General features: G+C 39.9%; 26 protein-coding genes and 1 pseudogene. 20 read left to right on the top strand and 7 right to left on the bottom strand.

Translation table 11 applies throughout. The annotated features are described in order from the left end of the window. Window positions 1-60: 60 nt before the first annotated feature. A complete protein-coding gene (locus NDQ71_RS20610; RefSeq protein WP_301563059.1) occupies window positions 61-696 on the top strand; it encodes an RHS repeat-associated core domain-containing protein in 636 nt (211 codons plus the stop codon). Continuing rightward, window positions 696-1,004, top strand: coding sequence for a hypothetical protein (locus NDQ71_RS20615; RefSeq protein WP_301563060.1), 309 nt, complete (start codon window positions 696-698; stop codon window positions 1,002-1,004). The genes NDQ71_RS20610 and NDQ71_RS20615 overlap by 1 nt, the downstream gene beginning before the upstream one ends. A gap of 156 nt (window positions 1,005-1,160) precedes the next feature. On the opposite strand, the gene NDQ71_RS20620 is transcribed toward NDQ71_RS20615, so the two are convergent. Then, on the bottom strand, window positions 1,161-1,406 hold the full coding sequence (locus NDQ71_RS20620) for a hypothetical protein (protein WP_301563061.1): 246 nt from the start codon (window positions 1,404-1,406) through the stop codon (window positions 1,161-1,163). A gap of 84 nt (window positions 1,407-1,490) precedes the next feature. Here NDQ71_RS20620 and NDQ71_RS20625 point away from each other — a divergent pair. Beyond that, window positions 1,491-2,671, top strand: a protein-coding gene (locus tag NDQ71_RS20625; protein ID WP_192543254.1) for an IS3 family transposase whose coding sequence is annotated in 2 segments (ribosomal slippage) — window positions 1,491-1,749 and window positions 1,749-2,671 — 1,182 coding nt in all. Because the reading frame shifts where the segments join, the coding sequence is not laid out codon by codon here. Between the two features lie 785 nt (window positions 2,672-3,456). Here the strand turns inward: NDQ71_RS20625 and NDQ71_RS20630 are convergent. The 3 genes from NDQ71_RS20630 to NDQ71_RS20640 all read right to left on the bottom strand — a co-directional run bounded on the left by NDQ71_RS20630 (window position 3,457) and on the right by NDQ71_RS20640 (window position 8,392). Beyond that, window positions 3,457-4,077 (bottom strand): hypothetical protein, encoded by a 621-nt coding sequence (locus tag NDQ71_RS20630; RefSeq protein ID WP_301563062.1) that lies wholly within the window; start codon window positions 4,075-4,077, stop codon window positions 3,457-3,459. 167 nt (window positions 4,078-4,244) lie between these two features. Further along, on the bottom strand, window positions 4,245-7,307 hold the full coding sequence (locus NDQ71_RS20635; protein WP_301563063.1) for an efflux RND transporter permease subunit: 3,063 nt from the start codon (window positions 7,305-7,307) through the stop codon (window positions 4,245-4,247). A gap of 2 nt (window positions 7,308-7,309) precedes the next feature. Then, complete coding sequence (locus NDQ71_RS20640) at window positions 7,310-8,392, bottom strand: efflux RND transporter periplasmic adaptor subunit (protein ID WP_192541742.1); 1,083 nt, start codon at window positions 8,390-8,392, stop codon at window positions 7,310-7,312. 124 nt (window positions 8,393-8,516) lie between these two features. Between NDQ71_RS20640 and NDQ71_RS20645 the strand changes: the two genes are divergently transcribed. Both NDQ71_RS20645 and NDQ71_RS20650 read left to right on the top strand, forming a co-directional pair. Further along, window positions 8,517-9,410: a LysR family transcriptional regulator gene (locus tag NDQ71_RS20645; RefSeq protein WP_301563064.1), complete on the top strand. Its 894-nt coding sequence runs from the start codon at window positions 8,517-8,519 to the stop codon at window positions 9,408-9,410. After that, complete coding sequence (locus NDQ71_RS20650) at window positions 9,403-9,717, top strand: MGMT family protein (protein WP_301563065.1); 315 nt, start codon at window positions 9,403-9,405, stop codon at window positions 9,715-9,717. The genes NDQ71_RS20645 and NDQ71_RS20650 overlap by 8 nt, the downstream gene beginning before the upstream one ends. A 1-nt stretch (window position 9,718) precedes the next feature. Here NDQ71_RS20650 and NDQ71_RS20655 read toward each other — a convergent pair whose 3' ends face one another. Continuing rightward, window positions 9,719-10,348, bottom strand: a complete 630-nt coding sequence (locus NDQ71_RS20655; RefSeq protein ID WP_301563066.1) for a hemolysin III family protein — start codon at window positions 10,346-10,348, stop codon at window positions 9,719-9,721. 250 nt (window positions 10,349-10,598) lie between these two features. Between NDQ71_RS20655 and NDQ71_RS20660 the strand changes: the two genes are divergently transcribed. The 15 genes and pseudogenes from NDQ71_RS20660 (at window position 10,599) to NDQ71_RS20730 (ending at window position 21,860) form a co-directional block, all read left to right on the top strand. Continuing rightward, entirely contained in the window at window positions 10,599-10,895 is a 297-nt protein-coding gene (locus NDQ71_RS20660; protein WP_064664998.1) for a hypothetical protein, read from the top strand. 215 nt (window positions 10,896-11,110) lie between these two features. Beyond that, window positions 11,111-11,689, top strand: coding sequence for an LON peptidase substrate-binding domain-containing protein (locus NDQ71_RS20665; RefSeq protein ID WP_301563067.1), 579 nt, complete (start codon window positions 11,111-11,113; stop codon window positions 11,687-11,689). Window positions 11,690-11,755: 66 nt separating this feature from the next. Continuing rightward, window positions 11,756-12,378, top strand: a pseudogene (locus tag NDQ71_RS20670) (sigma-70 family RNA polymerase sigma factor). Next, complete coding sequence (locus tag NDQ71_RS20675; protein ID WP_301563068.1) at window positions 12,371-13,033, top strand: ChrR family anti-sigma-E factor; 663 nt, start codon at window positions 12,371-12,373, stop codon at window positions 13,031-13,033. Before NDQ71_RS20670 ends, NDQ71_RS20675 begins: the two are co-directional and overlap by 8 nt. A 20-nt stretch (window positions 13,034-13,053) precedes the next feature. Further along, a complete protein-coding gene (locus NDQ71_RS20680; protein ID WP_301563069.1) occupies window positions 13,054-14,007 on the top strand; it encodes a DUF523 and DUF1722 domain-containing protein in 954 nt (317 codons plus the stop codon). Further along, entirely contained in the window at window positions 14,007-15,401 is a 1,395-nt protein-coding gene (gene phrB, locus NDQ71_RS20685) for a deoxyribodipyrimidine photo-lyase (RefSeq protein ID WP_301563070.1), read from the top strand. Before NDQ71_RS20680 ends, phrB begins: the two co-directional genes overlap by 1 nt. A gap of 1 nt (window position 15,402) precedes the next feature. Next, window positions 15,403-15,834 (top strand): nuclear transport factor 2 family protein, encoded by a 432-nt coding sequence (locus NDQ71_RS20690; protein WP_064664992.1) that lies wholly within the window; start codon window positions 15,403-15,405, stop codon window positions 15,832-15,834. Further along, the gene (locus NDQ71_RS20695) at window positions 15,831-16,541 is read left to right on the top strand and encodes an SDR family NAD(P)-dependent oxidoreductase (protein ID WP_283709218.1); all 711 of its coding nucleotides are present in this window, start codon (window positions 15,831-15,833) and stop codon (window positions 16,539-16,541) included. The genes NDQ71_RS20690 and NDQ71_RS20695 overlap by 4 nt, the downstream gene beginning before the upstream one ends. After that, the gene (locus NDQ71_RS20700; RefSeq protein ID WP_301563071.1) at window positions 16,538-17,794 is read left to right on the top strand and encodes an NAD(P)/FAD-dependent oxidoreductase; all 1,257 of its coding nucleotides are present in this window, start codon (window positions 16,538-16,540) and stop codon (window positions 17,792-17,794) included. The genes NDQ71_RS20695 and NDQ71_RS20700 overlap by 4 nt, the downstream gene beginning before the upstream one ends. Then, complete coding sequence (locus NDQ71_RS20705) at window positions 17,787-18,524, top strand: DUF1365 domain-containing protein (protein ID WP_301563072.1); 738 nt, start codon at window positions 17,787-17,789, stop codon at window positions 18,522-18,524. Before NDQ71_RS20700 ends, NDQ71_RS20705 begins: the two co-directional genes overlap by 8 nt. Before the next feature lie 29 nt (window positions 18,525-18,553). Beyond that, entirely contained in the window at window positions 18,554-19,816 is a 1,263-nt protein-coding gene (locus NDQ71_RS20710; RefSeq protein ID WP_301563073.1) for a cyclopropane-fatty-acyl-phospholipid synthase family protein, read from the top strand. Then, the gene (locus NDQ71_RS20715; protein ID WP_283709319.1) at window positions 19,794-20,312 is read left to right on the top strand and encodes a DUF2878 domain-containing protein; all 519 of its coding nucleotides are present in this window, start codon (window positions 19,794-19,796) and stop codon (window positions 20,310-20,312) included. The genes NDQ71_RS20710 and NDQ71_RS20715 overlap by 23 nt, the downstream gene beginning before the upstream one ends. A gap of 86 nt (window positions 20,313-20,398) precedes the next feature. Next, window positions 20,399-20,845 (top strand): chalcone isomerase family protein, encoded by a 447-nt coding sequence (locus NDQ71_RS20720; protein ID WP_301563098.1) that lies wholly within the window; start codon window positions 20,399-20,401, stop codon window positions 20,843-20,845. Beyond that, window positions 20,842-21,375, top strand: coding sequence for a DUF3833 domain-containing protein (locus NDQ71_RS20725; RefSeq protein WP_301563074.1), 534 nt, complete (start codon window positions 20,842-20,844; stop codon window positions 21,373-21,375). Before NDQ71_RS20720 ends, NDQ71_RS20725 begins: the two co-directional genes overlap by 4 nt. Window positions 21,376-21,584: 209 nt before the next feature. Next, window positions 21,585-21,860 (top strand): HU family DNA-binding protein, encoded by a 276-nt coding sequence (locus NDQ71_RS20730; RefSeq protein WP_145235830.1) that lies wholly within the window; start codon window positions 21,585-21,587, stop codon window positions 21,858-21,860. A gap of 67 nt (window positions 21,861-21,927) precedes the next feature. On the opposite strand, the gene ilvN is transcribed toward NDQ71_RS20730, so the two are convergent. Together ilvN and NDQ71_RS20740 are read right to left on the bottom strand one after the other, a co-directional pair. After that, a complete protein-coding gene (gene ilvN, locus NDQ71_RS20735) occupies window positions 21,928-22,425 on the bottom strand; it encodes an acetolactate synthase small subunit (protein ID WP_064664983.1) in 498 nt (165 codons plus the stop codon). Further along, entirely contained in the window at window positions 22,425-24,149 is a 1,725-nt protein-coding gene (locus tag NDQ71_RS20740) for an acetolactate synthase 3 large subunit (protein ID WP_064664982.1), read from the bottom strand. Before NDQ71_RS20740 ends, ilvN begins: the two co-directional genes overlap by 1 nt. Window positions 24,150-24,615 lie beyond the last annotated feature (466 nt).

Genomic DNA, 24,615 nt, shown 5'->3' on the forward strand with positions numbered 1-24,615 from the left:
TACTTTAAATCATTACTTTAATAAGATTGACCCTGTGGATCATAAAGCCAATTACTGTATATGCAGGCACGATACTATGATCCAGTCATAGGTCGTTTCTATTCGAATGATCCGGTTGGTTTTAAAGGTATACACAGCTTTAATAGGTACTCATACGCCAATAACAATCCTTATAAGTATGTTGATCCAGATGGTAGAGAAGTAAAATTACAATGGCATGAAGTTTCAATAGGTCCGTATGATTCTGGTAAAAACCATACATTATTGACAATTACGCCAAACAATCCATCTCATTTTAACAATTATAAACGAGTTACTTCTATTGGGAAATTGACTAATTCAAGTGGTAAAAAGTATGGAACAATGGGAGCAGGCCCTAATGGTTCATGGGATCTTCAAAGTGACTATAATAGAGAAAATGATGCGGCTGAGCATACAGGGGGGATAGTTATCACCCCTCCTAACGGTATGACAGAGGAACAGTTTGTTGATAACCTAATGAAGTTCGATGGAAATTATAAAGACAATAAAGAGTATTCTTTCGATCCAAATGGGAAGGATACTTTCAATTCTAATTCTTACGTTTCTGGCCTTCTGAATGCCGGTGGTGTTGATACAAGTAAGCTGAGTGTACCTAATGCACAAGGGTTTGATAAACCTTTGCCTAAAGAAGCGTTTGAAGAGGAGAAAAAGTAATGAAAACTTTTTTTAAGAATTTTTTTCTCGCATTAACATTGATTAGTTTGATGGCATCATTCTTAATTGATAGCTTTGAGCTGCAATATGATGATGGTGCTATTGGTGGAATTACTGTAGTTGTAATGTTTGTTTTTGGCTTTATAAGACAAATTGTACGAGAATTGTTATCAATACTTAGTGATGGTGGAATTCAACACTGGGGGATATTAATAGAAATAGGTCTATCAATTCTGATTGCTATCATTTTTGACCAAGTTTTGAATCGGGCTAGAAAGTTAATTAAATCTAAAAAGGCTACTAGCTGAGTAAACTGTTTATCTCAATCCAAAGCCCCGCAGAAGTTCCTCAAATTAGTTACTTCACAAGGGGTTTTATTTTTGGCTGCTTTTGAAGTCAAAGGATTGAAAATCAGCCGTGGCTCAATGAAAAAATCCGTTTGGTGCCAAATTCAATTGGGTGATCTACTTAGGTGAAAATCCGTGGCGAAGTAGTTGGAAGTCTTTTAATTGCACTTGAGCAACATCACCACTGCCGATCACATTATAGCAACTGCCACTCGCTGTAATGATTAATCTTTTGTTAGGAAAAATCTTTTCAATCTTTGATGTACTGATATAGCTTCCCGGTGAAAATCGGTAAGTCTCATCTTCTTCGCAAGTGCCCCATAAAATTTTACCGATCAATTCTTCACCTTCAGAAATAGACACGATGTGCTGTAGTGGTACAGTGATTTTGGCCACCCATTAAGAAAGAAATGTTATGCTAATAAGCATACAAATTTGGGTGAAAAAATGACGAAATTAAAACGCGCAACGTATTCTGCGGCAATCAAATTAGAAACGGCTCAGCTTGTAGTCGACCAAGGTTATACGCAAGAAGATGCAGCCAAGGCTATGGGTGTTGGTAAATCAACCGTAAGTAAGTGGGTTACTCAATTAAAGCAAGAGCGTAATGGTCAGTCACTATCGGCTTCACCAATGACGCCCGAACAAATTGAAATTCGTGAACTTAAAAAGCAAATCCAACGCATTGAATTAGAAAAGGACATATTAAAAAAGGCTACCGCTCTCTTGATGTCCGACTCCCTGAACAATTCTCGTTAATCGAGAAGTTAAATCAACGAGAGCATTATCCCATTAGCGTGCTATGTGGCGTATTCGATGTGCATCGCAGCAGCTATAAATATTGGGCTATACGCGATACAACGCCGACACCTGAGCAAGTAAGGTTAGAGGCTGAAGTTAAAGCAATACATAGAATGAGTGGAGGCTCAGCAGGTGCAAGGACAATAGCTACAATAGCGACAAACAATGATTTTGAATTGAGCCGTTATCGTGCTGCTAAGCTAATGGTTAAGTTAAAGCTTGAAAGTTGCCAAATTCCTCAACATTCATATAAGCGCGGTGGTAATGAACACCTTGAAATCCCAAACCTGCTTGATAGGCAGTTTGATGTTATTGAACCGAATACTGTGTGGTGCGGTGATGTAACGTATATTTGGACAGGCAATCGCTGGGCTTATTTAGCGGTCGTTATTGATTTATTTGCGCGTAAAGTGGTTGGTTGGGCAATGTCGTTGTCGCCAGATACTAATTTAACACTAAAGGCGCTTGAACTCGCTTATGAAAGTAGAGGTAAGCCAAGTGGGTTGATGTTTCACTCAGATCAAGGGAGCCATTATACGAGCTTGAAGTACCGCCAACGTTTATGGCGCTATAAAATTACACAAAGTATGAGTCGACGCGGAAATTGTTGGGATAATGCGGCTATGGAGCGATTTTTTAGAAGCTTTAAAACGGAATGGATGCCAAAGGTTGGATATGAAAACTTTAAAGAAGCTAAATATAGCGTAAGCGATTACATAAATGGATATTACAATAATGTTAGACCGCATCATTATAATGCTGGTTTAGCGCCAAATGAATCTGAGGTTAGATACCAAGATTCTAAAACTGTGGCCAAAATTAGTTGACCACTACAGTGCCAGTTTTTAACGACTGTATTCATGATCTGAACTCCATCAATATTTGAGATGATCATAGAAAAAGTTCAGTTAAAAAGATAATCAAAGCGTGGATCTAATCTCGACTTTTTCCTCTAAAATTGGCGTTGGCGATTGACTGCTGCTATGGTCATGATCAGACAGCTGAACATTTTGTTAGTCATTAATTTTACAAATATTAATTAAAATTTCGGTGGTTAAAACATGCCTTGTACCACGATAATACAAATCGTGTTTCAGCTTAAAAATGTCTGTTGTTCCAAAGGGTGATGTTTGGTGTGCCATTCGGATGAGAATTTACATATATATTCCCATTAAAAAAGACAGTTTGATCTTTTAAGGTGTGACAACGTGTTTACTATGGTGGAACAGGAAAAGCATATAAGTGGAACAAACTTAAAATTAGGTATTGCAATTTGAACAACTAAATTGCTTAAGTAATTTTTTTGTAAAAATAAAGGTGGTTAGGTTTTGATAGGATATTTTTTTAAAATAGCTTCACTAACAAATTGATCTAAGTTTTCAACTTTGCTCATCATAAATGCTAAAGCGAGCTGTTGTGATTGAATGATAGTTGCGTTGACGTTTTTCATACCGCAAAAAATCAACACACTCTATTACTAATACGTAAAGGCAAAAAGAAAAACCTTATAATCATATAGAAAAGTTTCTCGAGTTTTTCGACAAAGTTGTATTGGTAAGGCAATTAACTAAACAGCTGTTACGGCGTACCGCTATAGCATATTTTTTATCATTTATCGTAACTGTAATAACCAGTTTTTAAAGCTATAGAGCCAGTTTTTATTCGGCGCCTTGGCGTTTTTTAATAAGCTTTTAATTTTATTATTACGTGCTTTGCTGACGTGTTCACGATGGCAATGTTCGCTTGCCAGTAACCAGTCTTGTTGTTTTATTGCGGTGTGAAAGTCAGGGTATGTGTCGGCAAGCGATTGCTGTTTTAGCTCGTATGTCATATCTAATAAGCTAAGTTGTACTGCTAAGGGTAACTGCTTAAACGCGGGTTTTTTATAGCTGTCTTGCAGCTCAGTAATGAGTGCACTAACACGGTTTGACAGTAACTTAAGTGATTCGCTATGAGGTAAATAGAGCTCACCAAAGGGTTCATAAAAGTTCACTGCATAGCCTTTAGGTAAACGACTGCTACGGATAAATTCTGCTGTTTTTTCATCCCTGCCAGCAAGTTGTTTGGTATGTTTATTGCGTAAGTTTAATTTTGCAAATTCGGTTTTATTGGCGATATGAAAAGCAATGCCAATTAATCCATCCCCGTGCTTGTTGAAGTACAAGTAGGGTATGTCGGCAATGTAGCGAGTAAAATGTTTTTCAACTCGTGCGATGTTTAAGCTCTGTTGCATTTTTAAGTTAGGCTTACTTTTTATATTTCGTTACTACAGTAATAGCGGTTTTTTATATAAGCGCAATATTTGTTGCTAATTGGGGGTCTATCAACCTATTTTCGATAACAAAATAACCAGCGTGAATTGACCTCAAGTAACGGCTGTTACTTGAGGTGTTTGTTACTCTAGGCCTTTTTCGGCACCTTAATTTTAAACAGTACGGTATAAAGCACTGGCACAACAATCAGCGTTAGTATAGTGGCAAAACCTAAACCAAACATAATGGTTACTGCCATGGACTGGAAGAACACATCAAATAACAGTGGGATCATGCCTAAAATAGTAGTGATTGCAGCCATGGCAACAGGACGCACACGGCTGACACCTGAATCAAATACAGCCTGATAGGGGTCTTTGCCTTCACTGAGTTCAAGGTTGATTTGATCGACTAACACAATGCCGTTTTTGATCAGCATGCCGCTTAAGCTCAATAGGCCTAATAAAGCCATAAAGCTAAATGCCGCGTTCATTAGTAATAAACCAGCGCTTACACCAATTATGGCAAGCGGTACGGTTGCCCAAATCACTAATGGTTTTTTAACAGAGTTAAATAGCAACACAGTAACCGCAAACATTGCTAAATAGCCCAGTGGTAATGAGCCAAAAATGGCTTTTTGCGCTTTAGTGGAAGATTCAAACTCGCCGCCCCATTGCAATTCATAACCGTGGGGTAGTGCAATCGCTTCAACCCCAGCTCTTACTCTGGCAAATAGCTTAGCGGGTGTTTCATCGCCAATGACATCGTGATCAGCCATGACGGTGATTGTACGTTTACGGTCACGGCGCATAATCAAACTGTCTTCCCACTCAACAACAAAGTCATCCACCACTTGAGTAACGGGCACAAATACACCTAATACTGGGCTGTAGATTTGTAAATCACGAAGACTTTCAACATTCAAGCGCTCTTCAGCAGGGGAGCGGGCAATGATCGGTAATTGTTGAGTGCCATCTTTATAAACGCCCACTTTCTTACCCGATAAACTAGTTAACAACAGTTGGTCTAAGTCTGTTTTAGCAATGCCTAAACGTCTGGCTTTTTGCTCATTTAATTGTGGCCGAATAAGTTTCGAGCGTTCACGCCAATCATCGCGAATATTGTAGGCCCCTGCATCCTGACTAAATACCTGTTTGGCTTGTTTTGCTAATTGGCGAAGCACGACAGGATCCGCTCCCGAAAAACGCGCTTCTATCTTAGCATCAGTAGAGGGGCCAATTTCCATACGTTTAATTTTAAGCTTGGCATCAAATACATGGCTGTACTCATAGTCTCGTACTTTGGCAATCATGGTTGCAACGGCTTCACGGTCTTTAACTCGAATAATCAATTGGCCATACGCTGGATATGATTTTTCGGGCGCATAGGTCAACATAAAGCGGGGCGCACCTTGCCCTATTGTTGAAGTTACTTCTTCGACCAGCTCATCTTTTTGTAAAAAGGCCTCGAGTTTTGCAACGCCATCTAATGTCGCGTGAATATCAGCGCCTTGCGTATGCCAATAATCAACGTAAAACATCGGGGTGTTAGAGGCGGGGAAAAATGCTTGTTTAATAAACTTGAAACCAAACACGGAACTGACAAGTAGCACCACCATCAGTAATAAAGTGGTTTTACGAAAACGCATTGCGGTACTTAATAGGCTTTTATAGCTGTTAAATATCACACCTTGGTATGGATCTTCAGCGTGACTTTGCTCTGTTAACTCAGACTCTTTAAACATTAGATCAGCAAAAAATGGAGTTAGGGTAATTGCTGTGATCCAACTCAGTAATAACGAGATAAATAACACCCAAAATAAACTACCCGCAAACTCACCACTGGCATCAGAGCTCAAACCAATTGGTGCAAATGCAGTTATCGCAATCACGGTTGCACCAAGTAAAGGCCATTTTGTTTGCTGCACAATATTTGTAGCCGCTTGGACTTTTGTTTGCCCTCGTTTTAGGTTTATTAATATACCTTCGGTGACCACGATAGCGTTATCAACCAGCATACCTAAGGCGATGATCAGCGCGCCTAACGAAATACGCTGTAAATCTATGGCAAATAGCTTCATGAATATGAAAGTACCAAGCACGGTAAGCAGTAAGATTGCGCCAATCAGTACGCCACTTTTAAAGCCCATAAATACCAGTAATACAATGATCACGATAGCAACGGCTTCCAATAGGCTGACAATAAACCCGTTTACAGACTTTTCAACTTCTACGGGTTGGTTGTATACCGTGTTAATTTCCATTCCATGTGGGCGCTGGTATTCAAGTGATGCTAAATGCGAGTGAATGTTATCGCCAACATCCACTACGTTAACGCCGTTGCTAAAAGAGATACCCACCAGCAAAGCTTGCTGCTGATTAAAGCGCATCACATTATTAGGCACTTCTGCGTATTCTCGGTATACCGTTGCAACATCGCCTAAGTAGATAAGTTCACTGGCACCAGGTTTTGAGATCAATAGGTTTTCAAGCTCTTTTACGTCTTTAAACTCCCCCGTTGGGTGAAGGCGGATTGACTCATCACCGACACGTACTTTACCTGCGTTCGATACTGTGTTTTGTGATTGTAATAATTGATAAATTCTATTGGGTGCAATACCTAGTTGGGCCAGTTTACGGGTTGATATTTCCACCATAACTTGCGCTTGCTGTTCTCCGCTAACAGTGACTTTACTGACTCCTTCAACAAGGACTAGCTCACGTTTTAAGAAATCCACGTAATCTTTTAATTCATCGTATGAATAACCATCACCCGTCACCGCATACATTACGCCGTACACATCACCAAAGTCATCCAAGATAGTACTTGGGTAAACGCCGCTGGGCAGTGTTGCTGCGTTATCGTTAATCTTACGGCGCAACTCATCCCAAATTTGTCGTAAGTCTTGTTTGCGATAGGTACTTTTCATTTCAACGGTGATTTGGGATTTACCAGGAGATGAAATACTGGTTACGTAATCAACGTAGGGTAATTGTTGAATTGCATTTTCTATTGGGAAAGTAACTTCTTCTTCCACTTGCTGAGGTGACGCACCGGGGTACAAGGTGATCACCATGGCTTTTTTGAGTGTGAACTCTGGATCCTCAAGTTGTCCAAGGCCAAAATAAGACACCGCACCACCGACTAACAACAGCAGTGCAAACATCCAGCTAACCACTTTTTGTTTAATGGCAATTTCTGCAAAACTCATTGTTATAAGCCTCGCTCTTTTTGCCACGGACGCACTTGCATCCCTTCTTCTAAATAATGTACGCCGGCGGCAACCACAGTTTGCCCTTGTTTAATACCTGAGAGCACTTCAATGCCACTGCGGTGCAATTGCCCTACAGCTACAGCTTGCTTATTAACTTTGCCAGTTTCTGGGTTATATACCCAAACATAGCTGTTATTTGCAGATTCAGTGGGTTCAGAAAACACCGCTTCAACAGGTAATAAAACATACCGAGATTGGGAATGGGTTATCTTGCTCAAATCTATATCGACACGACCGGTCATACCGGCGAGTAAATTAAAATCCTCTGGGACAGGTAATGAAAAAACCACCTTGTACGTGAGTGTGGCTGGATCGGCTTGTGTATCATATTCTTTGATTGTTAATGTGTATGATTTATTGGGAAAACCGTCAAATACAACGGTTGGTTGATAGTTCGCGTCTTTATCTATACGAGCAATCAGCTTTTCGGGTACTTGGATAATAACATCCATTAAATCACGTGTTTCTAAACGTAGAATATTTTGCTTGGCTTGAATATTCTCATAGTTTTTAACAAATACTTTCGCCACAGTGCCGCTAAATGGCGCACGTAACTCGCTATTATCTAAATTTGTTTTAGCAATTTTTAACGCTGATTCTGCTACTTGTTTATTAGCGAGCGCTTGATCAAGCTCAGATTGGCTAGTGATAGATTTATCGAATAGGGTTGCCACGCGCTCTAATTGCGATTGCGCTAATTCAAAACGCGCTTTACGCTCTTCATACTGTAGTTGAAAATCTTCCGGATCGAGCTTTGCAAGGAGTTGACCCTTTTCAACATGTTGACCTGCCAGTGCAGGGAATTTTAATAACTCACCATTGACCCGAAAAGCTAAGTAAGAGCCTTGATTTGCCACCACTTCGGCTGGAAAACTACGAATTGTCTCGTCGGAATTGCTATTTATAGCAAATAATTTTACAGGGCGAATTGGCTGCTCGACCTCTGCATCAGTATTGGCTTCCTTACAAGCGACTAAACTCAGCATTAATGTCGTTATGATTAAAACTGGCGACAGTTTCATGGTCTTCTCCGTGGTTATGAAAACATAAATTGAGTGCAGCATACGCCGCAAACATATAAAATAAAAATTATTAAATTTTAAAAAGATCATAAATAAAATTTATGAAGATTCACGAGAGTCCGCTATGAACCTGGTCCAATTAAAAATGCTTGATGCCATTGTGCGTACCCAAAGCCTTTCAAAAGCGGCGAGTGTATTACATAAGTCACAGCCGGCATTAACGTTAGCAATCAAGAAGCTTGAAACAGAAATTGGTTTTGCATTGCTCGATCGCAATCAATATCGGTTAGCCCTTACTGAAAAAGGTCGGCTATTTCATCGTGAAGCACAACTGTTGCTCAACGCGCAATCTCATTTAACGCAGTTAGCCAATGAATTAGCCCTAGGTAATGAAGCTAACTTTAAAATTTGTTACGAACAATTGTGCCATGCGCCAAAATATAACGATATAATTTGTGACGCTTTTACTCAGTATCAAAGCACAGAGTTTAGCGTAAGCAGTGGAAAACGCTTTACCTCTTTGGAGCAAGTGAATAAATCACAGGCTGATTTAGGGATAGGGCCGTGGTTTGATTTGTTTCATGCCACTGGTGATTTAGAAAGTATGCCCATAGGTAAGCTTGATATTGGTTTGGTGTGTGCTAATAACTTAATGCCAAAGCAACTTAATTATCAACAGCTACAGCACTATCCATGCTTAGCGATGTTTGAAAGTGAGATGAGTTTTGATTCTGAGCGGTTATCATATTCAAAAGGCTCAGCGATAATGAAAATAGATGACATAGCTACGCTAAAATCATTTTTAATTTCCGGTGCAGGGTGGGCGATGATAAGCTTAGCTCATTGCCAAGCAGAGCTTAGATCAGGACTTTTACAACGAGTTGAAGTACTTGATAGAGAGCATACATTTAGTGCTCAAATTAGAGTATTTAGGCAGTACTCTGTACACCATGGGCCAGTTGCACGTGCGATCTGGCAAGGTTTTAAACAAGCAAGTGAACGATTTTTAAATGAATGATAGCCAAGCAAGCAAAGAAGATAAAATTTATACTGTGATGGCGAATATTCCCCTTGGCTGCGTTGCAAGTTATGGACAAGTCGCGGCAATGGCTGGACTTGCAAGTAATGCACGTTTGGTGGGGCGATTGCTTAAATTGATGCCTAAAGATTCAGTTATCCCGTGGCATAGAGTGATCAATAGCCAAGGTAAAATTTCGTTTCCTGAAGGCTCCCCTCAATATCTTAAGCAATACCAATTATTGCAAAGCGAGGGGATCATCTTTAAAAATGGTAAAGTGAATATGCGTATTTATGGTTGGCGGTAATTTAATAAATATATTCACTGATCGCAAGATAATGGCAAACACAGCCCAAAATAACAAATACATGCCATATAGCATGGCTAAACTGGCGTTGTTTCGCACTGTAAAACAGTGTTCCTAGGCTATATAAAATCCCGCCTGCGAGTAACCACCATAATGCATTGATCGGCACACTTAAATACAGCGGATAAATAATCGCCACTGCAAACCAGCCCATTAATAAATAGGTAGCTAGCGACACTTTTTTGTTTTGTTGTACTACAAATAGTTTATAGCACACCCCACCTACTGCCAGAGACCATATAAATATTAAAGGTAAAATAGACCACAGCCCAATCAATGATAAAACTAAAAAGGGAGTATAAGTACCTGCAATTAATATATAAATAGCACAATGATCACACTTTTTATAGATAGCGCGTGCACGCAGGTTGAGACTGCTGTGATAAAGCGTAGACGATAAAAACAGTAAAAATAAGCTCGCACCATATACTAGAGCACTGATGATATGCGCAGAAGTTTGCGATTTTGTCAGCAGTTCCCACAGTACATAAATTGAAAAAATAACTCCAGCACCGTGTGAAAGCGCATTTAGTTGCTCTTCCTTTGCAGAATAAGCAGGTACAACACTCATAGTGTACTCAATGGTAGTAAAAAAGTGAGTTCAGTGTACAAGTGTACGCTGAAATTATCAATGCCAAAAAAATCCTAAATAGTGGTTAATTTGACTAAAATAATTGGTCAAAATAAATGCGTGTGAACATGCGCTGAAATTTTTTTAATAATTCTTTTATTTTTCAATGTGGTACAATTTATTTTTCACTTGGCACAACCTTTGATTAAGTAATAGCGACTAACTTAATAACACAATAAGGAATACCATTATGAAAAGCATTATCAAACTATCTGTTGCAGCACTATTGGTTGTTGGTTCTACACAAGCAAGTGCAAATGACGGTCAATTAGACATTACTCAAACACTTTCAAACAACATCGCGCACTACATTGAAAGTGCAGGTAATGAATTACAAAGTCAATTAAAAGAATCTTTGTTCAATGATTCACAAAAAATGTTAAACGAGTTCTTTTCTGTAAAAAGCGAGCAACTCGTTGAAGCTAACGCTGTTGAAAACACTCCCCAGCTTGTTGTCGCTAACAATGATGCAAAGGTTGAGGGTTAAGACAATGAGCAGTGAACTTGGATTATTAGCTTTAATGTTAGCACCTGTGGTGAGCTTGTTAAGTGCCTATGCATCAGTTGAACTGTTACGTAATGTGGGACAATGGCTAAACTTAGGTTGATTGGGGTATAGCTAAGTAATGATCGGTAACATTGATCTTATTCGCTGCGGTGCACGTAACGTAATGCATAGTTAAATTGATGTAGTAAAGCCTTATGAAACGTGCAATCTTTCCATTACCAGTGTTTATTTTACCTAGCGGGTATACGCGGTTACGTATTTTTGAACCTCGCTATCTTGACATGGTTAAAGAAGCATTAAAGGCCGAGCATGGATTTGTACTGTGCCAATATGATGTTGAGAGTTATCTCAATGTTCCTCAATACGGCTGTTTAGTTGATATTATTGACTTTTCCCAAGACGAGCAAGGGCAATTATTAATTGATGTAGCTGCTAAATCGGTGGTTAAAATTAGTGATGTAAGCCAAAACAAACAGCAACTCCGTTATGGTCAGTTAACGGCAACTGAAGACATTTTTTGGTTTCAACAACCTCGTCAACTAACAGACAAAGATAAATGCTTACAAATGGCTTTAGAGCAGTTATTTGCTAGCAATGTGCAGTTAAATGAACTTTACCGCGAAACTCATTTTGATGAGCTTAACTGGGTTGTTGCTCGCTGGCTTGAGCTGTTACCTATCTCAATTGATAAAAAACAACAACTTGCCTTTAAATCTGACTTTGCGAATATTCACTCTTTCCTCCATACTGTGATTAATAACGAATTTTCCTAATTAATATGATCCCTCTGTATTTTTGCAGCGTATTGCATCTGTAAGAAAACTAATAGGAATATTAAGATGGTAAGTCAACAACCAGCTACACGTTGTGAACCTAACACAGGTAACTTACTGCCATGCCAGAAACGCCGAGCAAAGAGCTCGCAGATGCCTTATCGGCTGTCGCCATTAAGCGCGATAAACAAGCGTTTGCTTATTTATTTGCTTATTTTTCGCCAAAAATTAAACGTTTTGGTATTAAACAATTTAATTCTGATGCGCAAGCTATGGAGCTTGTGCAAGAAACCCTGACCTCAGTATGGCGTAAAGCTCACCTGTATAATAACGATAAAGGTGCAGCAACGACCTGGGTTTATACAGTGATGAGAAATGCTTCATTCGACATGCTCAGAAAAATGAAAAGTAACAAAGAAGGGCATATCAGTGAAGATATTTGGCCATTGGTTGAGCAACACGCTAACTCAGACTACGAGTTTAGTGATCACCTTGAAAATCAACAAATTAAAAATTACTTGGATAAATTACCTCAAGCACAACGAGATGTGGTTAAAGGGGTGTACTTTCAAGATATGTCACAAGAACAACTGGCAGAGCAGTTAAATATTCCTGTCGGTACTGTTAAATCACGTTTACGGTTAGCGTTACAAAAATTACGCAATGAAATGGGAGACCGCCATGATTAAACATCACCCAAGCAATGCGTTATTAGCGCAGTATTGTAATGCGTCACTGCCAGCAAGCCTCAGTGTTGCCGTGGCTATTCACCTAGAAATGTGTGAATGCTGTAAAGCCGAGGTTAAACGCTTAGAAGCACACAATGCAGACGCTATTTTTACTCAAGCTGATCTACCTGTTGATGAAGAGCTGAGTGTTGATGAAATGTCATTATTTGCAGCTATCACAGCCAGCGATGAAGTTGATGAAGTGTACGAAGTGCCGCCGCAAACCATTGCCATAACAAAGCAATATAGTTATCAATTGCCACGGGCACTGGCACGTATTCCACACGGTAAATTTATGCAAGTGGGGAAATTATCACGTTCACGTATTAACCTCGAAGATGGCGCACTGCGCTCTAGCTTATTGCATATCGATGCGGGTGGCGAGATCCCAGAGCACACCCACACAGGTTTTGAACTCACTTTGTTACTTGATGGCGAATTTAGTGATGAAGACGGTGATTATGTTGCTGGTGACTTTATGTGGCTAGATGGCCGTCATCAACATACCCCAACCACGAAAGATGGTTGCTTGTGCTACACAGTTGTCAGCAGTGCACTACACTTTAATAAAGGCTTGAGTAAGTTACTTAATCCAATTGGTAATTTAATTTACTAGGACTATTTACTAGGAATATCATGGCGCAATCGATTATTAAAATAGGTATCAGTGCCTGTCTTGCAGGTGAAAAAGTACGTTTTGATAGTGGTCATAAAAAATCTAATTTTTGTATGGATGAATTGGCAAAACATGTTGAATATAAACGCTTTTGCCCAGAAGTTGCCGTCGGATTACCGATCCCACGACCGACAATTAGACAAGTCAGAGTAGGTGATACCATAAAAGTGTGTCGTCCTGATGGCAGCGAAGACGTGGGCCCTAAGTTGACCGAATATGGTAAGCGTGTTGCTACAGAGCAATCGGCAGAGCTGAGTGGTTTTGTATTTTGTGCGAAAAGCCCGAGTTGCGGTATGGAGCGCATCAAAATATACAATGAGGCAGGCACCGGTAATACCTCTGAAGGGGTTGGTTTTTTCGCTCAGCAAATAATGGCGCATAACCCATTACTGCCTTGTGAAGAAAATGGCCGATTAAACGACATGCATTTACGCGAAAACTTTGTAATGCGAGTGTTTACCTACAAAAATTGGCAATTACTACGCGAACACCCTGTGACGGTTCATCGCTTAACTCAATTTCACGCTCAGTATAAATACTTGTTGATGGCCCACAATTACCAAGCTTATCGTGATTTGGGTAACTTGCTAGGTACTTATGAAGGTCGTGATTTTGAAGCGCTAGCAGATAATTACATCAGTGGTTTGATGACTGCACTGAAACGACCTGCATCACGTAAAAATAATAGTAATACCTTGATGCACTTACAGGGTTACTTTAAAAAACAGCTGTCTAAAATTGAAAAACAAGAACTACGCGATGCGATTGATGAATACCGAGATGGTTTAGTGCCATTATACGTACCGTTAACGCTGTTAAAACATCATTTAAAAGTGCACCCAAATGAATACTTAGCAAAGCAAGTGTACTTTAATCCTTATCCTAACGAATTAAAACTACGCTACGGAATTTAATGAACACTGTATTTTGGTTTAGGCGCGATCTGCGCCTTTTTAATAATCTTGCCCTTTATCAAGCAATCGAAAATGGGTGTAAAGATGCTATTTTTTTTATCACTGAGCAACAATGGCAGCGCCATGATGTTGCACCGATCCAGATTGATTTACTCAAACGCAGGCTCGACTACTTAGGTCAATTATTAGCTGATAACGGCATTACATTACATATTATCGATGGCGGCGATTATCACGGCTGTGTGCAGCAGTTGACGGCATTTTGCAAGCAACATGCTGTATCAAATATCTATGCGAATAAAGAATATGAAATTAATGAAGTTGAACGTGATCAGGCTTTTTTAAAAGGTGCTGATGAAGTTGGCATTTCACTGAGGTTATTTGATGGTGATGTAATAGCGCCACCAGGCACTGTGCTTAATCAAAGCGGTGAAATGTTCAAAGTATTTACGCCATTTAAAAATGCTTGGCTAAAGCAGTATCAAGACACGCATTTTTATTTTCAGCCCCTGCCGACAATGTTCAGCCCAATTACTTGGCAGGGCTGTGCGTTATTAAGCACTGATAACACTTCCCAGAAATGGCCGGTAGATGACGAGTCTCTCAGTCAAGTCTGTAACCGTTTTATCCACGATAAGCTACTCAGTTATAAAGATCAACGAGACATTCCAAGTATTAAAGGCACATCGGGTTTAAGTCCGTATTTGGCATTAGGGATAGTTTCGGTCCATCAATTAATCGCCTTGGTACAGCAACAGCATATTGATGTATTAAGCAGTTCTAAAAGCAACGTATTTACTTGGGTGAACGAACTCGTGTGGCGTGAGTTTTATCGTCATTTAATCGTGGCTTATCCAAAGCTTAACAAATACCAAAATTTTAATGAAAAGTATGATCCTGTGCAGTGGCGCAGCGCTGACGCTGATTTTACTGCTTGGTGCCAAGGTAAAACGGGTTACCCACTGGTTGATGCCGCAATGAGGCAATTGTTACAAACGGGTTGGATGCATAATCGACTGCGTATGGTGGTCGCCAGCTTTTTGACCAAGCATTTATTGATTGATTGGCGTAAAGGCGAGCGCTTTTTTATGCAGCATTTAATTGATGGTGACTTAGCATCAAACAATGGTGGTTGGCAATGGGCGGCCAGTACTGGCTGTGATGCGCAGCCTTATTTCAGAATATTTAATCCCATTACACAAAGCGAACGTTTTGATCCAGAAGGTGAATTCATTCGTAAGTATATACCTGAGCTTACGTCAGTACCGAACAAGCACATTCATTTCCCGCATGCATATTTAGCGCTACAGGGAAGCGAGAAAAATAAGTATTGGCCAGCAATTGTAGATCATAAAGCGGCTCGTCAACGAGCACTTGACGCATTTAAGGTATGACATGGGTAACCACAAAACGGAAAAATTTATTGAAGTTTATCAGTCACTCAATAAAGACAATTTATATTTATTGGATGAGATTTATGATCCGGATATTGCGTTTAAAGATCCTCTCCATGAGGTAAGTGGCTTAACTGAATTAAGCGATTATTTTTCAGGTCTTTATAGCAATCTGAATTATTGTCAATTTATCATCAGTGATACCGTCAGCACGGATGATAGGGCATTTGTGTACTGGACGATGCAATACGCGCACCCAAAGCTCAATGGTGCACAGCAAATAAGTGTTGAAGGGCACAGCCACTTACGCTTTGCTGGCGAGAAAATCATTAGTCATCGAGATTACTTTGACGTTGGTGCTTTGTTATATCGCCAGATCCCACTCCTTGGGTCTGTTATTAAATACATAGACAAAAAGGCAGCACAATCATGATCACCCTGATAACTGGCGCGACCTCTGGAATAGGGGAGCAACTAGCAAAACAATACGCGAGAGCAGGTGATACTGTGATAGCGTGTGGTCGAAACCAAGACAAATTAAATGCGCTTGCACAGTTTGACAATATTGCAGCATGTCAGTTTGATGCCACCGATATTCAACAGATACGTCTTGCTACTGCAGCTTATCCTAATTTAGACCGAGTGATTTTAAATGCCGGTAATTGTGAGTATATTGATGATGCGCGTAACTTCGATAGCAGCTTATTTACCCGCGTTGTGACAACCAACTTACTCAGTATGGGTTATTGCCTAGAAGCACTGTTACCTAAAATTAAAGCCGGTGGCCAGCTGGTGCTAGTCAGCTCAAGTGTTACTTATTTACCCCTGCCGCGCTCAGAAGCGTATGGTGCGTCCAAGGCTGGAGTTAGTTATTTAGCTAAAAGTTTAGCCATTGATTTAAACGATATTGATGTCACCTTAGTACACCCAGGATTTGTTAAAACGCCACTCACAGACAAAAACGACTTCCCCATGCCAATGGCCGTAACAGCTGAAAAAGCGGCTGATTATATTATTAAAGGCGTAGCAAAAAGACGCAAAGAAGTGCATTTTCCTTATCGATTTACTCTTATTTTAAAATGTTTACGTATATTGCCATTACCACTTTGGCTTAAACTTGCAAAAGGATTAACGCGTTGAAAAAAATCGCTATTATAGGGTCGGGAATAGCCGGCCTAAGTTGTGCTCAGCTACTGCATAAGAAGTACGATATCACCGTTTTTGAAAAAAACAATTACATTGGTGGACATACAGCGACAGTCGATGTGCTTGTAGATGGCAATGAATACGCAGTAGACACCGGTTTTATCGTGTTTAACGACCGCACTTATCCCAACTTTGAGAAATTGCTAAAGCGTATTGGTGTTGAGCGCCAGCCCACGCAAATGAGCTTCAGTGTGCATAATGAGCAAACGGGCTTTGAATACAATGGACATACCTTTACCAGTTTATTTGCCCAAAAACGTAATATATTTCGTCCGCGGTTTTGGAAATTACTCAGTGATATTGTGCGTTTTAATAAATTATGTAAATCATTACACGCAGCTAACCAATATCAACAGGGTCAAACATTAGGTGCGATACTTGATCAACACGGCTTTAACGATTTTTTCCGTTATCATTACATTTTGCCAATGGGGGCGGCGATTTGGTCTACCAGCATTAAAGAAATGAGTAATGTGGGGGTTGAGTTTTTTGTAAAGTTTTTCTTTAATCATGGCTTACTAGATATTACTAACCGACCGCAGTGGTATGTGATCCCCGGCGGTTCGCGTGAATACATCGCTCCACTTATAAAAGGTTTTGCAGACAAAATTCAGCTTAATAGTCATATAAAAACAGTAACAAGAAATGAGCAAATGATCACCATTGAGTTTGCTGATGGGCACAGTGAAACTTTTGATAAAGTGATTTTTGCGTGTCATTCAGACCAAGCGCTGACCTTAATCGATGAGCCAAGCGCGGATGAGCAAATGGTACTCGGTGCGATTCCTTACACTGAGAACTCAGTGATCTTACACACCGATACAGGTTTATTGCCAAAGCGAAAAGCAGCGTGGGCCAGCTGGAATTACTTGCTAAATGATCATACTGACAAGGCCGCAGTGGTAACTTATCAAATGAATATTCTGCAGGGTATACAAAGCGATATTCAGTTTTGTGTGACCTTAAATCATCGTGAAGGCATTGATAGAGCAAAGATTTTACGTGAATTTACTTATCATCATCCGGTGTTTAACAAAGCATCAATTGCCGCTCAGCAGCAAAAACCGTTGATAGATGGTGTTAATAATAGCTTTTTCTGCGGCGCATACTGGTACAACGGTTTTCATGAAGACGGTGTCAGAAGTGCGGTTGATGTAGCATGCCAGCTTGGGGTTGAGTTTGACTAGCGCGGTTTATATTGGCGATGTTAAACATCGTCGATTTGCTGTAAATGCACATCAATTTAACTATCCCATTTATATGATGTGGGTTGATTTAATGGCACCGGATTGTTTGGATGGCGTGCACCCTTGGCTTGGGACGAATGGATTTAAGGCACTGAAGTTTTGTCAACAAGACTATCTAGCATACGCAGAGCAACCGCAACACACTATCAGTCAACGTGCATTTACTAGAATTGCCCAACTTGGCGTTTCAGACTCATTTACGGGTGTGTATATGCTAGGGCAATTACGTTGCTTAGGGGTTTACTTTAGCCCGGTAAATTTCTATTTCTACCAAATCGCAACAGGTGACTTTACTCACATGGTTGCTGAGGTGAGTAATACTCCATGGAATGAACGACATTACTATTTAGTACCACTTGAAAAAAAAGTGAACTTTAAAAAGACTTTTTCCGTATCACCTTTCATGGATCTTGATATGAACTATCATTGGCATATCCGTTTTAATAAAGATAACACCATGATACATATTGAAAATAAAAAAGATGACCAATTGTTGTTTGACGCCACACTGAGGCTTGAACGACAAACATTAACTAAGGCAACGATCAGTCGCTTGTTAAAACGGTTTCCAGCAATGACGTGGACTATTTTTAAAGGTACCTACGTCCATGCGTTTAAGTTGTTTTGTAAGCGAGTGCCTTTTATTGGTCATTCAGGTAACGGCAGTTAAGACACTGCAATAAAATTTTAGGTGAAGTTATGGAAAAAGTGTCCAATCTAGAAAGTGGGCAATCGCGCGATTGGCTAGTAAAAGTATATAAAAAGCTTGTATTTGGTGCGTTTAGCAGCCTCAAAGTTGGCCATATTACTTTAGTTCATGGCAATGATATTGTGCATTTTGGTGATCAGCACAGCCAGCTCAAAGTGCAGTTAACCGTAAATGATCCTGCAATGTATAAAGCATTTGCTTTATCTGGTAGTGTTGGTGCGGGGGAGTCCTATATTCTTGGCCATTGGGACTGCGATAATTTAACTGCATTAATTGAAATTTTTGCGATAAATCAGGCAGAGTTGGACGCCTTTGAGAAGAAGTTTGCATTTTTTAGTAATATTTATTTTCGTCTTAATCATTTTAAAAATAAAAACTCGCAGCATGGTTCGAAAAAAAACATTGTTGCCCATTATGATTTAGGCAACGACCTCTATTCATCGTTTTTAAGCACAGAGATGCTGTATTCATGTGCTGTTTACCCGACAAAAGACGCAACCCTTGAGCAAGCGCAAAGTCATAAATTGGATTTAATTTGTCAGCAAGTAGATTTACAACACGGCGATAGCGTAATTGAAATTGGCACAGGCTGGGGAGCATTTGCGATACATGCGGCAACTCATTACGGCTGCCATGTAACCACCACGACGATCTCTGATGAGCAACATGCCTATGTAGCACAGAAAGTAGCCGAATTAGGGCTTGAAGATAAAATCACATTATTGAAACAAGATTACCGCTTACTTGAAGGACGGTATGACAAGCTTGTTTCAATAGAGATGATTGAGGCTGTTGGTCATGAGTTTTTGCCAAGCTTTTTCCAAAAGTGTAATGAGTTACTAAAAGAGACTGGCGCTATGTTGATCCAGGCCATCACTATCGGCGATCAACGCTACCAGCACTATTTAAAAAACTCAGATTTTATTCAGCAATATATTTTCCCTGGTGGTTGTTTGCCATGTATTGATGAGATGAATAAGCAAATCAAACAGCAAACAGATATGGTTGTACACAGTATTAAGGACATTGGTGTTCATTACGCTAGAACGTTGGCGGATTGGCGAACGCGGTTTATTGCAAGCAGGCCAGAGATTGACAAAGTAAAGTTTGATCAGCGTTTCTATCGTTTATGGCTGTTTTATTTAGCATACTGCGAAGGTGCATTTCGTACTCGAGCAACCAGCACAGTGCATTTAGTTGCGCGTAAACCTCGTTTCAGCCACTCGGGTGATGATATTGCACTCGGTTATTAATTTCGCTCTTTTTCAAGGTGTTTGGTTTATGGCCTTACTCCTTGAAGACAGCGCAAATTTAGCTATTGCGGCAGTGGTAGTGCTGATGCTGTTGTTATCAAAACAACGTAAGCAAGACTCACTGCTATTATTGCTCGGCCTTAGTATCGCGCTTGGCTTTGAATACCTTATGGTGCAATTAAATTTCCTTGGCTTTAAATCAAACCCTTATCCAATTTGGTTTGTATTATTGTGGAGCGCACTGCTTTTGACCGTGAATACCTCAATGCAATTTTTAACTCGACTACCTTGGTATTTATCAGTTGTTGTGTGCGCTATGTTTGCACCGGCAAGTTACTGGGCTGGTGCAAGGTTTGAGGTAATAACAATTGCACAGCCATTATGGCTGTTTTGGTTGGTGTATGGTCTTAGCTGGGCACTGATGTTTAATTGCATTATCTTTGTGAATAAAAAAATTGCGACCTATTTTCTTTTAGGCGATCAATCAAAGCAGTGATTGTGTATCAATACCGACTACTAACAGGATCCGTTATGCGTAAATCTATCATTTCTGTACTAAGTATCCCTTTGTTACTGTTATCAATGAATAGCATGGCAATTGAGTTTAAACAGGTAGGGCAGAGCCGTTTTGAGTATTATTTTTGGGATGTCTATGATGCAAAGCTTGCGACTCCTTCTGGTAAATATCAGTTTGGCCAACATCCGAGCAAGTTATCGTTAACTTATTTAAGGGACTTTGCTGCTAAAGATATTGTTAAAGCCACTAATGAGCAATGGCAACATTTAGGTAAAATAAACTTGATCGGCAAGTACGATAAAGAACTGCTTGCTTTATGGCCAGATATTAAAGAAGGAGAAACACTGTCATTTATAACTGATGAGCAAGGTGACGGCACCTTTTATCATAATGATTCTAAGCTTGGTGGAATTGATGACAGTGAGTTTGCTGATAACTTTTTAGCTATTTGGCTATCACCACAAACGTCTGAACCAACAATGCGTAAACAATTAATCGGGGAGCAAAAATGAACAAGCTAACGTCAGTCTTCACACTATTTTTTTGTTTTTTATTAGTCAGCTGTGTTGCTCCTGATGTGGAGCATTATCAAGGCAGTAATCCTGAATTTAATTTTAAGCAATTCTTTAATGGCAAATTGAAAGCTTATGGCGTTGTGCAGGATTACAGCGGCGAATTAACCCGTAAGATGGTCGTTGATATGAACGCTAGCTGGGATGGCAATCAGGGGGTGATAGAAGAAGATTTTGTTTATGATGATGGTGAGACTCAGCGACGAGTATGGAAAATCACCTTAAACGATGATAATACACTTACGGGTACCGCGTCTGATGTCATTGGTATTGCCAAAGGAAGCAGTAATGGTAGTGTATTTCATTGGCAATATACCCTCGAATTACCTTACCAAGACGACACCATCGAAGTTAATTTAGATGATTGGATGTACTTGGTTACACAATCGCGCTTGATTAACCGCACTGCTATTGATAAGTTTGGTATCGAGGTCGGGGAAGTGACCTTAGTTATCGAAAAAGTGGAATGATAAACAAATTGTCATATTGATTTACTAACAAAGTGATTCTATTCACTGTTGGTTAATGTTTAAATCAGTATTTATTTGGGCAATTATTTAAAATTTGCTCATTTTTTAAGAATTTACGTAAAAAAGGCAATTTGCTGTTGCCAATCCTTAAAAAATGCATAAAGATAGGTTTTGCGAAGGCAAAATAATAACGAATAGGAATTTAACAAATGAATAAAGCTCAATTAGTTGAAAAAATCGCTACTGATGCAGAAATCTCTAAAGCAGCAGCTACACGTGCACTTGATGCATTCACTGGTGCTGTTACTTCTTCATTAAAAGAGGGTAATTCAGTTGCACTCGTTGGTTTTGGTACTTTCTCTGTAAAAGAACGTGCTGCACGTACTGGCCGTAACCCACAAACTGGTGCAGAAATTCAAATTTCAGCGGCAACTATCCCAAGCTTTAAAGCGGGTAAAGGTCTTAAAGATCAAGTTAATCCTTAATCGAGTTAATTGATTAATTAAAAAAGGGCTAATTAGCCCTTTTTTTGTGTCCGCGATAAATCTTGATTTAGGCTTTTAACGCTTTATCACCACGACCAATACCAACGGCACCAGAGCGTACAACTTCGACTATGTCTGTTTCATGTCGCAGAGTATCTAAAAATGATTCAATTTTATCAGTGCTACTCACAAGCTGTAATGTATAACTGTTACGTCCCATGTCTAAAATAGCACCTTGAAACACATCAACAACTCGCGTTACAGCGGCACGTTTAGTTTCATCTTGCGCAAATACTTTGACTAATAACAGCTCACGCTCGATGTGTGCCATTTCCGTCAAATCAATAATTTTTAATACATCGACTAACTTATTCACCTGTTTGGTGATTTGCTCCACCACGCGGTCATCCCCCATAGTGGTGATGGTGATCCGCGATAACGAATGATCGTCAGTTGTGCCTACGGTTAAGCTATCGATGTTGTAGGCGCGTTGTGAAAACAGGCCTACGATGCGCGATAAAGAGCCAGGCTCATTCTCAAGTAAAATAGATAATATACGGCGCATTATGCTTTCACTCCTTTACGTAACCACATGTCATCAACGGCCCCAAGTTTAATTTGCATTGGGTAAACATGTTCATTTTCATCAACTAAAATATCTAAAAATACTAAACGATCATTTATCGCCATTGCTTTATCAATAGCAGGTTGTAGCTCTTCAAGCGTGTTAACGCGAATGCCTACATGACCGTAACTTTCAGCAAGCTTGACGAAATCCGGAAGTGATTCCATATAAGAAGATGAATGGCGACCACCATAAACCATATCTTGCCATTGACGAACCATACCAAGCGAGCGGTTATTCAGTGACACCACTTTTACCGCTAAGTTATATTGCAAACAGGTTGATAGTTCTTGAATGTTCATTTGAATCGAACCATCGCCGGTTACACACACTGATTCTTTATCTGGAAAGGCAAGTTTTACCCCCATTGCAGCTGGTAAGCCAAAGCCCATAGTGCCAAGCCCGCCTGAGTTTATCCATTGACGCGGATTTTTAAACGGGTAGTACTGCGCTGCAAACATCTGATGTTGACCAACGTCAGAGCTAATATAAGCATCGCCATTGGTGGCTTTATAAATTGCCTCAATGACCGCCTGTGGCTTAATTTTGTCGCCTTCATGGTTGTAGCTTAAGCATTTTTGCTCACGCCAACTGATGATTTGACGCCACCAATCTTCTTGCGCACTACGATCAATTTTGAGCGGGCTGTTATCGATTGCCGTCTGTAATTGCTCAAGTACCGTGGATAAACAACCCACCACAGGTATGTGCGCTTTAATGGTTTTAGAAATTGAAGTCGGATCAACATCAACATGGACTATGGTGGCGTTCGGGCAGAACTTTTTAACGTTATTGGTTACCCTGTCATCAAAACGCGCGCCTAATGCTAAAATTACATCTGCATTGGCCATCGCTTTATTTGCTTCAAGACTGCCGTGCATACCAAGCATGCCAACGAAATTAGGATGCACACCGGAAATGCCCCCTAACCCCATTAAGGTATTAGTGATTGGCGCATTGAGTGACTCAACTAAGTGAGTTAACTGCTCTGAGGTATTTGAAATAACAATCCCGCCGCCGGAATAGATGACTAATTTCTTTGCCTCTAAAATAGCCGTAACTGCTTTGCGAATTTGTTTTGGATGGCCTTTGGTATTTGGGCTGTAAGTTCTAAGCTCGGTTGTTGCAGGGAAATTAAAATCAAATTTCAGTGCCGGATTTAACATATCCTTTGGCAACTCTACAACTACAGGGCCTGGACGGCCTGTGCTGGCAATGTAAAAAGCTTTCGCTAAAATGGCCGGAATGTCTTTCGCGTTGCGACAGTTAAAACTATGTTTAACAATAGGTCGAGAGCAACCAACAATATCGGTTTCTTGAAACGCATCATCACCAATTAAATTAGTGGGTACTTGACCAGATAACACTACCATTGGAATTGAATCCATATAAGCCGTTGCAATGCCAGTAATGCAATTAGTCGCACCAGGACCTGAAGTGGCTAAAACAACACCTACTTCGCCGGTAGCGCGAGCATAGCCATCAGCCATGTGGGTTGCCGCTTGTTCATGGCGCACTAAAATATGCTCAACATCATCTTGTTGAAATAATGCATCATATAAATCTAATACTGAGCCACCAGGGTAGCCAAATATATATTTTACCTTCAATGCTTTTAATGCCTGAACAACTAGTTCGGAGCCATTATATTGTTGTGTACTCATCCTCATTCCTCTGCGTGCCTAATACCTTTGTTAAAATAAAGAGCAGAGTAGCTTCACTCTTCTCACTATTTAATCGCAATGGCATTGTATTTTAAATGCATAAAAAAACCCCCGCTGAAAGCGGGGGTTTTTAAAAAGCGTGTTCACCTTCTAATACATCCCCGCTGGGCTTAAGACTAAGACCAGTACGAGTACATTGACAAGGTGACGTTGAATATTCATAGCGCTATTTTTCTTCTATTTGTGCTGTTATAAATTATTTAATGACTGATCTCATTGCGCTACTAAAAGAACACAATTCATTCACTAATTTTAATACCCTTATTTTTAAAGCTTTTGCTATTCGATGTCAACCGAGAATCTGCAAACTTGCATTAAATTTGCAAATTAAATGTATTTTTATTTTAAAGTTGCTTTAATTTGTAATTAAAATGACAAAAACAAAAGAAATTATGCGACTTTTCGT

The sequence above is a fragment of the Pseudoalteromonas sp. KG3 genome (assembly GCF_030436385.1).
Lineage (GTDB): Bacteria > Pseudomonadota > Gammaproteobacteria > Enterobacterales > Alteromonadaceae > Pseudoalteromonas > Pseudoalteromonas prydzensis.

Excerpts from the sequence above, each read along its gene's own strand:
- NDQ71_RS20610 (WP_301563059.1), top strand. The coding sequence starts at position 61 with ATGCAGGCACGATACTATGATCCAGTCATAGGTCGTTTCTATTCGAAT.
- ilvN (WP_064664983.1), bottom strand. The coding sequence starts at position 22,425 with ATGCGCCGTATATTATCTATTTTACTTGAGAATGAGCCTGGCTCTTTA.
- NDQ71_RS20635 (WP_301563063.1), bottom strand. The coding sequence starts at position 7,307 with ATGAGTTTTGCAGAAATTGCCATTAAACAAAAAGTGGTTAGCTGGATG.
- NDQ71_RS20740 (WP_064664982.1), bottom strand. The coding sequence starts at position 24,149 with ATGAGTACACAACAATATAATGGCTCCGAACTAGTTGTTCAGGCATTA.
- NDQ71_RS20615 (WP_301563060.1), top strand. The coding sequence starts at position 696 with ATGAAAACTTTTTTTAAGAATTTTTTTCTCGCATTAACATTGATTAGT.
- NDQ71_RS20730 (WP_145235830.1), top strand. The coding sequence starts at position 21,585 with ATGAATAAAGCTCAATTAGTTGAAAAAATCGCTACTGATGCAGAAATC.
- NDQ71_RS20650 (WP_301563065.1), top strand. The coding sequence starts at position 9,403 with ATGAATGATAGCCAAGCAAGCAAAGAAGATAAAATTTATACTGTGATG.
- NDQ71_RS20695 (WP_283709218.1), top strand. The coding sequence starts at position 15,831 with ATGATCACCCTGATAACTGGCGCGACCTCTGGAATAGGGGAGCAACTA.
- NDQ71_RS20720 (WP_301563098.1), top strand. The coding sequence starts at position 20,399 with ATGAATAGCATGGCAATTGAGTTTAAACAGGTAGGGCAGAGCCGTTTT.
- NDQ71_RS20645 (WP_301563064.1), top strand. The coding sequence starts at position 8,517 with ATGAACCTGGTCCAATTAAAAATGCTTGATGCCATTGTGCGTACCCAA.
- NDQ71_RS20665 (WP_301563067.1), top strand. The coding sequence starts at position 11,111 with ATGAAACGTGCAATCTTTCCATTACCAGTGTTTATTTTACCTAGCGGG.
- phrB (WP_301563070.1), top strand. The coding sequence starts at position 14,007 with ATGAACACTGTATTTTGGTTTAGGCGCGATCTGCGCCTTTTTAATAAT.
- NDQ71_RS20715 (WP_283709319.1), top strand. The coding sequence starts at position 19,794 with ATGATATTGCACTCGGTTATTAATTTCGCTCTTTTTCAAGGTGTTTGG.
- NDQ71_RS20680 (WP_301563069.1), top strand. The coding sequence starts at position 13,054 with ATGGCGCAATCGATTATTAAAATAGGTATCAGTGCCTGTCTTGCAGGT.
- NDQ71_RS20655 (WP_301563066.1), bottom strand. The coding sequence starts at position 10,348 with ATGAGTGTTGTACCTGCTTATTCTGCAAAGGAAGAGCAACTAAATGCG.
- NDQ71_RS20640 (WP_192541742.1), bottom strand. The coding sequence starts at position 8,392 with ATGAAACTGTCGCCAGTTTTAATCATAACGACATTAATGCTGAGTTTA.
- NDQ71_RS20725 (WP_301563074.1), top strand. The coding sequence starts at position 20,842 with ATGAACAAGCTAACGTCAGTCTTCACACTATTTTTTTGTTTTTTATTA.
- NDQ71_RS20675 (WP_301563068.1), top strand. The coding sequence starts at position 12,371 with ATGATTAAACATCACCCAAGCAATGCGTTATTAGCGCAGTATTGTAAT.
- NDQ71_RS20710 (WP_301563073.1), top strand. The coding sequence starts at position 18,554 with ATGGAAAAAGTGTCCAATCTAGAAAGTGGGCAATCGCGCGATTGGCTA.
- NDQ71_RS20690 (WP_064664992.1), top strand. The coding sequence starts at position 15,403 with ATGGGTAACCACAAAACGGAAAAATTTATTGAAGTTTATCAGTCACTC.
- NDQ71_RS20630 (WP_301563062.1), bottom strand. The coding sequence starts at position 4,077 with ATGCAACAGAGCTTAAACATCGCACGAGTTGAAAAACATTTTACTCGC.
- NDQ71_RS20660 (WP_064664998.1), top strand. The coding sequence starts at position 10,599 with ATGAAAAGCATTATCAAACTATCTGTTGCAGCACTATTGGTTGTTGGT.